The organism is Streptomyces meridianus (genome assembly GCF_023703325.1).
Classification (GTDB): domain Bacteria; phylum Actinomycetota; class Actinomycetes; order Streptomycetales; family Streptomycetaceae; genus Streptomyces; species Streptomyces meridianus.
Map to the genome: position 1 here is coordinate 1 of NZ_JAMQGM010000012.1, position 13,070 is coordinate 13,070.

Consider the following 13,070-nt stretch of genomic DNA (forward strand, 5'->3'; position numbering starts at 1 on the left):
GTACGGGGCCCGGTGCACGGATGCGACCGCCCTCTGCGCTCGACGGCGAGGGCCCGGCGGACCCCGGAGGGTTCGCCGCGGGGCCGGCCGTCGGAGCGCGGCGCTCCGGCCGGCTGAACCGGGAGAGACCGCAACCCTGTTCCGCCGCGGCGACGGATCCGCAGGTCTTCGGACGCAGAGAAGGTCCCGCACTCCGTGACCGGAGTGCGGGACCTTCCCGGGGTGTGCTGCGCCGGCGGGGACCGACGGCGCCTGTTGCTCCCTGCTCAGCCCTGCCAGCTGTGCGGAGCCCGGAAGCCGGGGGTCCGCTCGAGCCGGCGCCAGCGGGCGGCCGAGCGGCCGGGACGGGCCGCCGCGGCGGCGTGGTGGTGCGAACCCGCGGCGGCGCGGGCCAGGAGCACGGCCGTGAGAGCGGCCAGTTCCTCGGGAGCCGCGTGGCCGCGCTCGACGCGTACGAGGTTGTGGGTGGTCGTGTTCATCGGGTTCTCCGTCACATCGGCGGGTTGCCGTGCTTGCGCGACGGCAGGTCGGCGTGCTTCGTGCGCAGCATGGCGAGCGAGCGGATGAGGACCTCTCGGGTCTCGCTCGGGTCGATCACGTCGTCGACGAGTCCGCGCTCGGCGGCGTAGTAGGGGTGCATCAGCTCGGCCTTGTACTCCTTGACCATGGCCTCGCGCATCGCGTCCGGGTCGTCGGCCTCGGCGATCTGCTTGCGGAAGATCACGTTGGCCGCGCCCTCGGCGCCCATGACGGCGATCTCGTTGGTGGGCCAGGCGTAGGTCAGGTCCGCGCCGATGGACTGGGAGTCCATGACGATGTAGGCGCCGCCGTATGCCTTGCGGAGAATCAGGGAGATCCGGGGGACCGTGGCGTTGCAGTAGGCGTAGAGCAGCTTGGCGCCGTGTCGGATGATGCCACCGTGCTCCTGGTCCACGCCCGGCAGGAAGCCGGGCACGTCGAGCAGGGTCACGATCGGGATGTTGAAGGCGTCGCACATCTGGACGAAGCGGGCCGCCTTCTCGGAGGCCTCGATGTCCAGCACGCCGGCCAGCGAGGCGGGCTGGTTCGCGATGATGCCGACGACCTGGCCGTCCATGCGGGTCAGCGCGCAGATGATGTTGGTCGCCCAGCGCTCGTGGACCTCGAGGTACTCGCCGTCGTCGACGATCTCCTCGATGACCTTGCGCATGTCGTAGGCGCGGTTGCCGTCCGCGGGGACCAGGTCGAGCAGCGTCTCGCCCTTGCGGTCGGCGGGGTCCTCGGCCGGGTGGCTCGGCGGGTTCTCGCGGTTGTTCGCGGGCAGCATCGCCAGCAGGTAGCGGACCTCGTTGAGACAGGTCTCCTCGTCGTCGTAGGCGAAGTGCGCGACGCCCGAGGTCTCGGCGTGCACATCCGCGCCTCCGAGGCCGTTCTGGGAGACCTTCTCACCGGTCACCGCCTGGACGACGTCCGGGCCGGTGATGAACATCTGGGAGGTCTCACGGACCATGAAGACGAAGTCGGTGAGCGCCGGGGAGTAGGCGGCGCCGCCGGCGCACGGGCCGAGCATCACCGAGATCTGGGGGATGACACCGGAGGCCCTGGTGTTGCGCTGGAAGATGCCGCCGTAGCCGGCGAGGGCGGAGACGCCCTCCTGGATCCGCGCTCCCGCGCCGTCGTTCAGCGACACCAGTGGGGCGCCGGCCGAGATGGCCATGTCCATGATCTTGTGGATCTTGGTGGCGTGGGCCTCTCCCAGAGCGCCGCCGAAGATCCGGAAGTCGTGCGCGTAGACGAAGACCGTACGGCCCTCGACAGTGCCCCAGCCGGTGATGACACCGTCGCTGTACGGCCGCTTGGCATCGAGACCGAATCCGGTCGCCCGGTGCCGCCGCAGCGGTTCGACCTCGTTGAAGGAGCCGGCGTCCAGCAGGAGCTCGATACGCTCGCGTGCGGTGAGCTTGCCCTTGGCCCGCTGGGCCTCGGTCGCGCGCTCGCTGGGCCCGCGCCGGGCCCGGTCGCGGATCGCGTGCAGTTCGGCGACCCGTCCACGGGCGTCGCTCGCGACGGCGGGCGTCTCGTTGGGCGTCTCGTCCAGAAGCGTCATGTATCGACCCTACGAACAGCAGGCCCCGAATGCGGCCGTTGACTTCGCACAGTCTCCGGGCCGTTTTCCTGGCCGGGCTGGACAGAACTACCACCCGTTAAGCGGACTGCCACATCCACGACCGGCACACGGTTGTGGAGTCCTCACAAAAGCGGCCGCTCTCTCTTCCGGTCAATCCCGGATCACGACATCACACCCATGGGTCAATCCGGCGACATTCGGCGCCGCGCACAGACAGCGTGGCGACCGGCCTCCAGCACCTCGATCGCGGCGTCCACGGCAGCGACCGAACGGATCGGATGGCTCGAGCGTCTCCACCCATTCGTGCACACGGGACGGATCGCCGAAGTGCAGCCTGGCCGTCGCCCCCCTGCGCCTCCCGACCCGGCCCGGCACGTGCCGCCGAGGGGCGTGCGCCCCGCTCCACGCCCGCCGGCGTCCCGGCGGATCCCGCACCACCCCAGGAAGAAGTTGAATGTTTAACGATAGCGCAGTACGGTCGAATCAGTTGAACGTTGAACAACATGTCGAGGAGGCATCATGACTTTCTTCCAGCGCACCCGGACCCCGGCTTCCGCCACGACCGCCGCGACCGACCCGGCACTGGCCGCCCTCACCGGCGACTACACCGTCGACCCCGCCCACAGCAGCCTGGGCTTCACCGTCCGTCATGCCATGGTCACCAACGTCCGGGGCTCCTTCCAGGAGTTCGACGGCACACTGTCGCTGGACGGCACCGACCCCGCACGCTCCGGCGCCGAACTCACCGTGAGCATCCCGAGCATCGACACCGGCAACGCCGACCGGGACGAGCACCTGCGCAGCGGCGACTTCTTCGACGCAGCAGCCCACCCCGCCATGTCGTTCCGCAGCACGTCGGCCGAGGCGAGGGGCGAGGACACCTACCGCCTCACCGGCGACCTCACGATCAAGGGCACCACGCGCCCGGTGACGCTCGACCTCACCTTCAACGGGGCGGCGACCGACGTCTTCGGCAACGAGCGAGTCGGCTTCGAGGGAACCGCCCAGATCCTGCGCTCGGACTGGGGCCTGACGTGGAACGCCAACCTGGAGACCGGCGGTGTCCTGGTGGGCGACAAGGTCCGGCTGACCTTCGACATCTCCGCGATCCGGGCGGGCTCCCCCGGATCCGGGTGACGTCGGTCCGGTCGGGGTCACCCGCCCGCCCCAACGAGACGGCCCACCGGACCGGCCTCTCACCGGCCGGTCCGGTCCCGTCCTGCGGCAACGGGCTCAGCAGCCGCCGCAGTTGTAGTACAGGACATCCCAGTGGTTGCCCTCGTCTGCGTAGACGTTCCCCGAACCGGACTGGTACATCGGGGCACCGTCACCGCGCACGCCTATGTAGGCGAAGTGACCGGTGACGTAGCCGCTGATGCAGCTGTTCTTGCCGAAGTCCAGCTTGTAGCCGTTCCAGTGGCTGTACGTTCCGCTCGCGTGCCCCGTCTCGGTGCCACCGGTGATGTTCAGGGCGCAGCCGGAGGCCGACTTCAAGGTCTGGGCACCCTGCGCCGAGGAGAGGTTGAGCTGCTCGAAGGACGTGCACGTCGGGTTGTTCCGGTCCGAACAGCCGCCGGACGAGGACCAGGTGATGCCGGACGAGCTGAACATCGACGTGGCCTGGGAGTGCGTCAGCTTGGTGACGGCCTGGGCCTCGCCGGAGGAGGACACCAGGCCGACACCGGGCGCGAACAGCACGCCCAGGACGAGGACCAGCGCGCTGAGGACAGAACGGAATCTCATGGGGGGAAACCCTCCTGCTGGGGACCGTTGTAGGAGATGCGAAGCGCATCGGCAGTGCAGGTCGAGCAAGAGGATGGTGCCCGGTTCTGACCGGATCCGCCAGAGCCCGGTACACAGTCAACCCGTCAATCCGGCCTGTGACGGACCCCGTTGGCCTTTCGGTCAGCGCTGCGGATCGATGCCGGCCCGCAGCAGGCCGTACGTGTAGGCGTCGACCACGGCCTGCCAGGACGCCTCGATGACGTTCTCCGCCACTCCCACCGTCGACCACACGGTGCGGCCGTCACTGGTGGAGATCAGCACCCGGGTCGTGGACGACGTGCCGTGCGCGCCCTCCAGGATGCGCACCTTGTAATCGGCCAGTTCCAGTCGGGCCAGCTCGGGATAGATCCGCTCCAGCGCCAACCGCAGGGCCCGGTCCAGGGCGTTGACGGGGCCGTTGCCCTCCGCGGTGGCCACGGTCCGTTCACCCTTGGCCCACAGCTTGACGGTGGCCTCGTTGGCGTGGACACCGTCCGGACGGTGCTCGGCGATCGCGCGCCAGGACTCGATCCGGAAGTACTCGCGCGGCTTCCCCTCCACCTCCTCGCGCAACAGCAGTTCGAACGACGCGTCCGCGGCCTCGTAGGTGTACCCGGTCAGTTCCCGCTCCTTGACACGCTCCACGACCCGGGCGACCAGGTCGCGGTCGCCGCCGAGGTCGATCCCGAGTTCCCTGCCCTTGAGCTCGATCGACGCGCGTCCCGCCATGTCGGAGACCAGCATGCGCATGGTGTTGCCGACCTGCTCGGGGTCGATGTGCTGGTAAAGGTCCGGGTCGACCTTGATCGCCGAGGCATGGAGCCCGGCCTTGTGTGCGAAGGCGGACAGGCCGACGTACGGCTGGTGCGTCGAGGGCGTCAGGTTGACCACCTCGGCGATCGCGTGGGAGGTCCGGGTCATCTCCGCCAGCGCTCCGTCGGGCAGCACCCGGCGCCCGTATTTCAGCTGCAGCGCCGCCACCACCGGGAACAGATTGGCGTTTCCCACCCGCTCGCCGTAACCGTTGGCCGTGCACTGCACGTGCGTGGCCCCGGCGTCCACGGCGGCGAGGGTGTTGGCCACCGCACAGCCGCTGTCGTCCTGAGCGTGGATGCCCAGCCGCGCACCCGTGTCGGCGGCCACCGTCGCCACGACCGCCTGGATCTGCGCGGGCAGCATCCCACCGTTGGTGTCGCACAGCACCACCACGTCGGCCCCCGCCTCGTGGGCCGTGCGCACGACCTGCTTGGCGTACCCCGGGTTCGCCCGGTAGCCGTCGAAGAAGTGCTCACAGTCGACGAACACCCGGCGCCCCTGTTCGCGCAGGTGCACGACGGTGTCGCGGACCATGGCCAGGTTCTCGTCGAGGGTCGTCCGCAGGGCCAGCTCCACGTGGCGGTCGTGGGACTTGGCCACCAGCGTGACCACCGGAGCCTGCGACGCCACGAGCGCCCGCACCTGGGGGTCCTCAGCGGCCGGCAGGCCCGCCCGGCGGGTCGAGCCGAACGCCACGAGCTGCGCGTGACGCAACTCCAGCTCCGTCCGCGCCCGGGCGAAGAACTCGGTGTCACGCGGGTTCGCCCCGGGCCAGCCGCCCTCGATGAACCCCACCCCGAAGTCGTCCAGGTGCCCCGCGATGGCCAGCTTGTCCGCGACCGTCAGATTGATGCCCTCACGCTGGGCACCGTCCCGCAGCGTCGTGTCGAACACGTGGAAACTGTCGTCGACCGCGGAGGATCCTGCTGCGTCCGTCATGGCTGTTCCTGCACTCCTGTCGGGATCTCGGTCTACCTGTGGTTCCCCACGCCGGGGACGTGGGGCAGCCCGTTCGACCGTCCCCGGGGTCCCGTGCGCCGAGTGTCCCGGCTGCGGGTGGTCCGGAAACGAAAAGACCCCTCGCGGATGCGAGAGGTCTGCGCGCGGGTCTGGGGCACGGTGCCGCTCCGTACGGGGTTCACGGAGGCGGTCACTGCGGACCGGCGCGCCTGCTGCCGATAATCATGGCAAACGAAAGCACGGAGGCAGTTTGACACAAACCGCCTCCGTGCGAGATTTCGTCTCAGGATGCGAGAGCCCGTCCCGGCACCGGTCCGCGACAGGAGTCCCGGCGGATCCGGCTCCCGGGCCGGCCGTCAGCCCAGCCGGTGCATCCAGGCGTGCTTGTCCTCCGCGATACCGCGCTGGATGTCCAGCAGTGCCCGGCGGAGCGTCATGGTGACATCGCCGGGCCCCCCGTCGCCCTGAGTCCACTCGCCGCCCCGGGACTTGACCGTGCCGACCGGCGTGATGACGGCCGCGGTGCCGCAGGCGAAGACCTCCGTCAGCGTGCCGTTCTCCGTGTCACGCTTCCACTGGTCGATGGAGACCCGGCCCTCCTCCGCCTCGTAGCCGAGGTCCCGGGCGACGGTGAGCAACGAGTCCCGGGTGATTCCGGCGAGCAGCGAACCCGTCAGCTCCGGGGTGACGATCCTGTTGCCGTACACGAAGTACAGGTTCATGCCGCCGAGCTCCTCGACCCACCGGTGCTCCACGGCATCGAGGTAGGCGACCTGGTCGCAGCCCTGCGCGGCGGCCTCCTTCTGGGCGAGCAGCGACGCCGCGTAGTTGCCGCCCGTCTTGGCGTCACCCATGCCGCCGGGGACGGCGCGCACACGGTCCTCGGAAAGCCAGATCGAGACCGGCTTGACACCTCCGGGGAAGTACGCGCCGGCGGGCGAGGCGATGACCATGAAGAGGTACTCGTTGGCGGGCCGCACGCCCAGCCCGACCTCGGTGGCGAACATGAACGGACGCAGGTAGAGCGACTCCTCGCCACCGTGGGCCGGCACCCACGCCCGGTCCTGGGCGACCAGGGCGTCGCACGCCGCGATGAACAGGTCGGTGGGAACCTCGGGCATGGCGAGCCGGCGCGCGGACGCCTGGAAGCGGCGGGCGTTGCGGTCCGGGCGGAAGGTGGCGACGGTGCCGTCGGGCTGACGGTATGCCTTGAGGCCCTCGAAGATCGTCTGCGCGTAGTGCAGCGTCATGTTCGCCGGGTCCATCGACAGCGGCGCGTACGGGGCGAGCTGGGCGTCGTGCCAGCCGCGGCCCTCGGTCCACTTGATCGTCACCATGTTGTCGGTGAAGTGACGGCCGAACCCGGGAGTCGCCAGGACGGCTTCGCGTTCCGCGTCGGACAGCGGATGGGCCGAGGGCTTGAGTTCGATCGTGGGCGTCGTCATATCTGCGTGTCCTTCGCTGAGATTGATGCGAACCGCACGCGCGCCCTCCTGCATGAGGACGTTCCCTGGCGTACCCGCGGCCCCACGCCCGATTATCCCGTGCGCGGGGCCGAGGACGGAAGCAACGTGTGTGCGGCCCTGGAAGATGGTCGCACCCGACCGCCGTGCGCCGCAGCAGCGGGTGCGGGACCCGCCGTGCGGCGGGGTCAGTCCGCTACTCGTGCCGCGAGCGCGTCGCCGATCTCGTCGGTCGTGCGGACTGCGTCACGCTCCGCCAGATCCGCGGTCACCGCGGCCTCGATGCGGGCGGCCTCTTCGGTGTGGCCGAGGTGCTGGAGCATCAGCGCGACGGACAGCACGGTCGCGGTCGGGTCGGCCTTGCCCTGGCCCGCGATGTCCGGGGCGGAACCGTGGACCGGCTCGAACATCGAGGGAAAATTCCCGGTGGGGTTGATGTTGCCCGAGGCGGCGAGGCCGATGCCGCCGGTGACGGCCGCAGCCAGGTCGGTGAGGATGTCGCCGAAGAGGTTGTCGGTGACGATCACGTCGAACCGTTCGGGCTGGGTGACGAAGAAGATCGTCGCCGCGTCGACGTGCAGGTAGTCCGTGGTGACATCCGGGTACTCGGCGCCGACCCGGTCGAAGATCCGCTTCCAGAGGTGACCGGCGTGCACCAGGACGTTGTTCTTGTGGACCAGGGTCAGCTTCTTGCGCGGGCGGGCGGACGCGCGCTCGTAGGCGTCCCGCACGACCCGCTCGACGCCGTACGCGGTGTTGACGCTGACCTCGGTGGCGATCTCGGCCGGGGTACCGGTGCGCAGGGTGCCGCCGTTGCCGGCGTAGGGGCCCTCGGTGCCCTCGCGGACCACGACGAAGTCGATGTCCGGGCGGCCCTCGAGCGGTGTCGCCGTTCCGGGGAAGAGCTTGGACGGCCGCAGGTTGACGAAGAGGTCGAAGGCGAACCGGAGTTTGAGCAGCAGGCCCCGCTCGAGCACGCCCGAGGGAACCGAGGGGTCGCCGATGGCACCGAGCAGGATCGCGTCGTGGCCCCTCAGGGACTCCAGGTCCTCGTCCGGCAGTGTCTCGCCGGTGGCGTGCCAGCGACGAGCGCCGAGGTCGTACTCCCGGGTCTCGAGCTTCACGTCGCGCGGCAGGACCGCGGAGAGGACCTTGAGGCCCTGGGCGACGACTTCCTGCCCGATGCCGTCACCGGGGATCACTGCGAGATTGATGGCACGAGACATGCCGGAACCCTAACGCTGCGTCCCACCCAATGACACCCGCCGTCCGCCATACGGACGGAGGGCGGAGCCGCCCGCCGATACCGCACATCCGCCGGGACGCCGTGCAAACGGCCGCCTCGGCGGAGGTGGTACGAGCGGGCGGCCCGCCGTCGGTCAGTGACCGGTCGAGCCGCCGTTGTCCCGACGGTCGAGAGCGCGCTGCAGCGCAGCGGCGGCGTTGCGGCGGGCGTTGCTGTCGGCCTGACGAACCGAGGCGTGACGGGTCTTGCGGGCGCTGGTGTCCATGAGTTCGCGTCTCCAATGCCAGAGTTCCGAATGCGGATTCAGAAATCGCCGGAAGCGGCGGGAGGCGGGGTGCGACAGGGGTCTCCTGCAGGGGCACGCGCCTTCATCCGCCGATCGCTGGATCGAGCGAGACGTTCGGCTCCTACAAAGCTAAGGCAGTACCGGCGCAGCTGTCTCCACAATTAGTCGGACGTCCTAATATCTGAGACGGCGGCGCCTCATCCACCCCATCGGCCCCAGCGGAGTGGCATCGCGCGGGCGGACCGGAGCCGCCGCCATACGAGACGGAACACGAAGGGCCCGGTCCTCTCGTGGACGAGAGGTACCGGGCCCTTCGAGGCCGGACGGTGCGGACCGTCAGCCCATGTGCGGGTAGCGGTAGTCGGTCGGCGGAACCAGCGTCTCCTTGATGGAGCGGGTCGACGTCCAGCGCATCAGGTTCTGCTTGGCGCCGGCCTTGTCGTTGGTGCCGGACGCCCGGCCGCCCCCGAAGGGCTGCTGGCCGACGACCGCGCCCGTGGGCTTGTCGTTGATGTAGAAGTTGCCGGCCGCGAAGCGCAGTGCCTCGCTGGTGGCGGCCACGGCGGCACGGTCCTGGGCGATGACGCAGCCGGTCAGCCCGTAGGCGGAGGCCGACTCCATCTGCTGGAGCATCTCGTCGTACTTCTCGTCGTCGTAGACGTGGACGCCGAGGATCGGGCCGAAGTACTCGTCCTTGAAGATCTCGTTCTCCGGGTCGGTGGAGACGAGAACGGTCGGGCGGACGAAGTACCCGCTGCTGTCGTCGTACGTGCCGCCGGCGACGACCTCGATCGTCGGGTCCGACTTCGCCCGGTCGATCGCGGCCTTGTTCTTGGCGAAGGAACGCTCGTCGATCACGGCGCCCATGAAGTTCTCGAGTTCGGTGACGTCACCCATGGTGAGCGACTCCACCTCGGCCGCGAACTCCTCCTTGAACCCGGACTCCCACAGCGAGCGGGGGACGTAGGCACGCGAGGCGGCCGAGCACTTCTGCCCCTGGAACTCGAAGGCGCCACGGGTCATCGCGGTCCGCAGGATGCCGCGGTCGGCCGACGGGTGGGCAACGATGAAGTCCTTGCCGCCGGTCTCGCCGACCAGTCGCGGGTAGGTCTTGTAGTTCTCGATGTTGTTGCCGACCGTCTTCCACAGGTACTGGAAGGTCCTGGTCGAGCCGGTGAAGTGGATGCCCGCGAGGTCGGGGTGGTTGAGCGCCACCTCCGAGACATCCTTGCCGTCGCCGGTGACCAGGTTGATGACGCCCTTGGGCAGCCCGGCCTCCTCCAGCAGCTCCATCAGCAGCACGGCGGCGTGGGTCTGCGTCGGGGACGGCTTCCACACCACGACGTTGCCCATCAGGGCCGGTGCGGTGGGCAGATTGCCCGCGATCGCCGTGAAGTTGAACGGCGTGATCGCGTACACGAAGCCCTCGAGCGGCCGGTGGTCGCTGCGGTTCCACACGCCCGGCGAGTTGGCGATCGGCTGCTCGGCCATGATCTGACGCGCGAAGTGCACGTTGAAGCGCCAGAAGTCGATCAGCTCGCACGGGGTGTCGATCTCGGCCTGCTGCGCGGTCTTCGACTGGCCGAGCATCGTGGACGCGGCCAGGGTCTCGCGCCACGGACCGGACAGCAGGTCGGCCGCCTTGAGGATGATGGCGGCGCGGTCGTCGAACGACAGCGCGCGCCAGGCCGGGGCCGCGGCCAGGGCGGCGTCGACCGCGTCCTGGGCGTCCTGCGTGGTGGCGTTGCCGTAGGTGCCGAGCCGCGCGGAGTGGTTGTGCGGCTGCACCACGTCGAAGCGCTCGCCGCCGCCCATGCGCTTCTGGCCGCCGATGGTCATCGGCAGGTCGATCGGGTTGCCCGCCAGCTCCTTGAGCTTGGCTTCGAGCCGGGCCCGCTCGGGGCTGCCGGGTGCGTAGGTGTGCACCGGCTCGTTCACCGGCGCGGGGACCTGGGTCACAGCGTCCATGGTGGCCGTTTCTCCTTCGATCGGTCGGTTCGTGCGTCTGGGGTTTCCGGTGCTCAACCGCGGGTGGCGAGCGAGCGGAGGAAGAAGGCGAGGTTGGCCGGCCGCTCCGCGAGCCGCCGCATGAAGTATCCGTACCAGTCGGTCCCGTAGGGGATGTACACCCGCATCCGGTGGCCCTCCGCCACGAGCCGCTTCTGCTCGGCTTCCCGGATCCCGTACAGCATCTGGAACTCGTACTCGTCGAGCTTGCGGCCGGTCTGCCGGGCCAGCTCCTGGGCGATGGCGACCATGCGCGGATCGTGCGAGCCGACCATCGGGTAACCCTGGCCGGACATGAGGATCCTCAGGCACCGGACATACGCCCGGTCCACCTCGCGCTTGTCCTGGAACGCCACCGTCGCGGGCTCCTTGTAGGCGCCCTTCACCAGCCGCACCCGGGATCCTTCCCCGGCGAGCGCACGACAGTCGTCCTCCGTCCGGAACAGGTAGGACTGGAGGACGGCGCCGGTCTGCGGGAACCGTTCGCGCAGCTCGGAGAGGATGGCGAGAGTGGAGTCCACGGTGGTGTGGTCCTCCATGTCCAGCGTAACCGCGGTGCCCGCGGCGGCGGCCGCCTCGACCACGGGGGCGACGTTGGCGAGCGCCAGGTCGTGGCCGCCGGGGAGCGCCTGGCCGAAGGCGGAGAGCTTCACCGACATCTCGGCCCGCATACCCAGGCCCTCCGAGGCCAGCACGTCGGCCAGCGCGAGGTAGGCGTCGCGGTTGCGCAGCGCCTCGGCCGGGTCGGTGATGTCCTCGCCCAGGTGGTCCAGCGTGACCTGCAGACCCTGGCCGGTGAGCTTGCGCACGGCGTCGGCGGCGTCGTCGAGATGCTCGCCCGCGACGAAACGGTCGACCACCGGACGGGTGACCGGAGCCGCCGAGACAAGACGGCGGATGCCTTCGCTGCGTGCGGCGGCGAGGAGCACGGGACCCAGCACGGGGCACCTCCACATGAGAACGGACAGCCGCATCGGGACAACCGGAACGGCGACGGGACCACCGTGAAACCTAGGGTTCGCCCCGGTGTTCCGCCATCGACAGCTGTCACGCATCCGTGTCCCGGATCTCAGACAACTGTATGAGAATGGTGCCCGCCCCGACGACGGGCCGGGCCGTCGACGACAGGAAAGGACCGAACGGACCGATGCGCGACGACTACCAGCAACTGCTGGACGAGATCTCGGCCGTGCTCGGCGCCCCGGCCACCCTCGAGGACCGGGACTTCGGGCTCATCGCGTTCGGTGCGCACGACAGCGAGGACGATCTGGCCATGGACCCGGTCCGCACCCGCTCGATCCTGCACCGCCGGTCGACCCAGGCCGTCCGTGACTGGTTCGAGGCCTTCGGGATCGCCCACGCCACCGGGCCCGTCCGGATTCCCCCCGACCCCGCGGCCGGCGTGCGCATGGGCCGGATCTGCCTGCCGACGCGTCACCGGGGTGTGGTGCGCGGCTACGTCTGGCTGCTCGACGACGGCCATCTGGCCGGAGTCGAGACCGGCGGACCCGGCACTCCGCCCGACCCGCGCCTGGCCCAGGCGATGGACACCGCCGCACGTATCGGGGCGCTGCTGGCGGCGGAGTCGCGCGCCGGGGCGCAAGTCGGGGAGTTCCTCCGGGAACTGCTCACCGGGACGCCGTCCGATCGTGAGACCGCCCGCGCCGGGCTGCTCGCGGCGCTCGGTCCCGCAGCCGAGGACAGTCTGGCGCTGGTCGCCGTCGCCCCCTGGTCGCTGGACGCGGCCGACGATGCCGGACCCGTCCCCGCACTGTCCGGCATCCCCGGAGCCGCCGCCGTCTGCGCGGTCCCCGGTACGGGACTCGCCGTTCTGGTCCGGCTCAGGACGTCCGCGTCCGTGGAACCGGCCCGTTCGATCGCCTCCCGGCTGTTGCGCTCGCCGCGGGCCGGTCAGGCAGCGGCGGGCATCGGCACGATCCGGCAGGGCCTGGACGACCTGCCGCAGGCCTGGGCCGAAGCGGTCGCCGCGACCCGGGCGGCCCGGGCGGAGGACCGGCTGGGACCGGTCGCCGAGTGGTCCGGGATCGGGCCGTACCGGATGCTCACCGGCCTCGCGCACACCACTGACCCGGCCGTGGGCCCGCTGCTGCAACCCGCCCACGCACGGCTCGCCCGGACCGCCGAGGTGTTCCTCGACTGCTCCGGCCAGGCGGGGCGGGCCGCCGCCGCTCTGGGTATCCACCGGCAGACGCTGTACTACCGGCTGACGCGCGTGGAGGCCCTGACCGGGCTCGATCTCGACGAGGGCGAGGACCGGCTGCTGCTGCACATGGCGCTGAAGGCGGCCCGGCTCGGCCGGGGCCTGCCCTGAGCCCGGAAACCGGCCTGTGCCCTGAGCCTTGCTGAGCGTCAACGACCAAGGATCCGCTCACTCGTTCGGAGGGTGTTCCTGCCGTTCCG

At 70.2% G+C, this 13,070-nt stretch carries 11 protein-coding genes; 2 read left to right on the forward strand and 9 right to left on the reverse strand.

Annotated features, from left to right (window positions below):
- Window positions 1–266 precede the first annotated feature (266 nt).
- Complete coding sequence (locus M1E25_RS04990) at window positions 267–479, reverse strand: acyl-CoA carboxylase epsilon subunit (protein ID WP_251410180.1); 213 nt, start codon at window positions 477–479, stop codon at window positions 267–269.
- Window positions 480–490: 11 nt separating this feature from the next.
- Window positions 491–2,086 (reverse strand): acyl-CoA carboxylase subunit beta, encoded by a 1,596-nt coding sequence (locus M1E25_RS04995; protein WP_251410183.1) that lies wholly within the window; start codon window positions 2,084–2,086, stop codon window positions 491–493.
- A 540-nt stretch (window positions 2,087–2,626) separates the two neighbouring features.
- On the opposite strand from M1E25_RS04995, the gene M1E25_RS05000 reads away from it, so the two are divergent.
- A complete protein-coding gene (locus tag M1E25_RS05000) occupies window positions 2,627–3,244 on the forward strand; it encodes a YceI family protein (protein WP_251410185.1) in 618 nt (205 codons plus the stop codon).
- Window positions 3,245–3,340: 96 nt separating this feature from the next.
- Here the strand turns inward: M1E25_RS05000 and M1E25_RS05005 are convergent, their stop codons facing one another.
- The 7 genes from M1E25_RS05005 to M1E25_RS05030 form a co-directional block, all read right to left on the reverse strand.
- Complete coding sequence (locus tag M1E25_RS05005; protein ID WP_251410188.1) at window positions 3,341–3,850, reverse strand: hypothetical protein; 510 nt, start codon at window positions 3,848–3,850, stop codon at window positions 3,341–3,343.
- A 162-nt stretch (window positions 3,851–4,012) separates the two neighbouring features.
- Window positions 4,013–5,626, reverse strand: coding sequence for a citramalate synthase (gene cimA / locus M1E25_RS05010; protein ID WP_251410191.1), 1,614 nt, complete (start codon window positions 5,624–5,626; stop codon window positions 4,013–4,015).
- A gap of 377 nt (window positions 5,627–6,003) precedes the next feature.
- The gene (locus M1E25_RS05015) at window positions 6,004–7,092 is read right to left on the reverse strand and encodes a branched-chain amino acid aminotransferase (RefSeq protein WP_251410194.1); all 1,089 of its coding nucleotides are present in this window, start codon (window positions 7,090–7,092) and stop codon (window positions 6,004–6,006) included.
- Between the two features lie 206 nt (window positions 7,093–7,298).
- Window positions 7,299–8,336, reverse strand: coding sequence for a 3-isopropylmalate dehydrogenase (locus M1E25_RS05020; RefSeq protein WP_251410197.1), 1,038 nt, complete (start codon window positions 8,334–8,336; stop codon window positions 7,299–7,301).
- Between the two features lie 153 nt (window positions 8,337–8,489).
- Window positions 8,490–8,621: a hypothetical protein gene (locus tag M1E25_RS25570; protein WP_285830396.1), complete on the reverse strand. Its 132-nt coding sequence runs from the start codon at window positions 8,619–8,621 to the stop codon at window positions 8,490–8,492.
- 357 nt (window positions 8,622–8,978) lie between these two features.
- Entirely contained in the window at window positions 8,979–10,610 is a 1,632-nt protein-coding gene (pruA, locus tag M1E25_RS05025) for an L-glutamate gamma-semialdehyde dehydrogenase (protein WP_251410200.1), read from the reverse strand.
- Window positions 10,611–10,663: 53 nt separating this feature from the next.
- Window positions 10,664–11,590 (reverse strand): proline dehydrogenase family protein, encoded by a 927-nt coding sequence (locus tag M1E25_RS05030; protein ID WP_251410203.1) that lies wholly within the window; start codon window positions 11,588–11,590, stop codon window positions 10,664–10,666.
- Window positions 11,591–11,796: 206 nt separating this feature from the next.
- Here M1E25_RS05030 and M1E25_RS05035 point away from each other — a divergent pair, with 206 nt between their 5' ends.
- The gene (locus tag M1E25_RS05035) at window positions 11,797–12,981 is read left to right on the forward strand and encodes a PucR family transcriptional regulator (protein ID WP_251410205.1); all 1,185 of its coding nucleotides are present in this window, start codon (window positions 11,797–11,799) and stop codon (window positions 12,979–12,981) included.
- Window positions 12,982–13,070 lie beyond the last annotated feature (89 nt).

Bases quoted from the DNA above. Each gene is read 5' to 3' on its own strand.
- M1E25_RS04990 (WP_251410180.1), bottom strand. From the start codon at position 479: ATGAACACGACCACCCACAACCTCGTACGCGTCGAGCGCGGCCACGCG.
- M1E25_RS04995 (WP_251410183.1), bottom strand. From the start codon at position 2,086: ATGACGCTTCTGGACGAGACGCCCAACGAGACGCCCGCCGTCGCGAGC.
- M1E25_RS05000 (WP_251410185.1), top strand. From the start codon at position 2,627: ATGACTTTCTTCCAGCGCACCCGGACCCCGGCTTCCGCCACGACCGCC.
- M1E25_RS05005 (WP_251410188.1), bottom strand. From the start codon at position 3,850: ATGAGATTCCGTTCTGTCCTCAGCGCGCTGGTCCTCGTCCTGGGCGTG.
- cimA (WP_251410191.1), bottom strand. From the start codon at position 5,626: ATGACGGACGCAGCAGGATCCTCCGCGGTCGACGACAGTTTCCACGTG.
- M1E25_RS05015 (WP_251410194.1), bottom strand. From the start codon at position 7,092: ATGACGACGCCCACGATCGAACTCAAGCCCTCGGCCCATCCGCTGTCC.
- M1E25_RS05020 (WP_251410197.1), bottom strand. From the start codon at position 8,336: ATGTCTCGTGCCATCAATCTCGCAGTGATCCCCGGTGACGGCATCGGG.
- M1E25_RS25570 (WP_285830396.1), bottom strand. From the start codon at position 8,621: ATGGACACCAGCGCCCGCAAGACCCGTCACGCCTCGGTTCGTCAGGCC.
- pruA (WP_251410200.1), bottom strand. From the start codon at position 10,610: ATGGACGCTGTGACCCAGGTCCCCGCGCCGGTGAACGAGCCGGTGCAC.
- M1E25_RS05035 (WP_251410205.1), top strand. From the start codon at position 11,797: ATGCGCGACGACTACCAGCAACTGCTGGACGAGATCTCGGCCGTGCTC.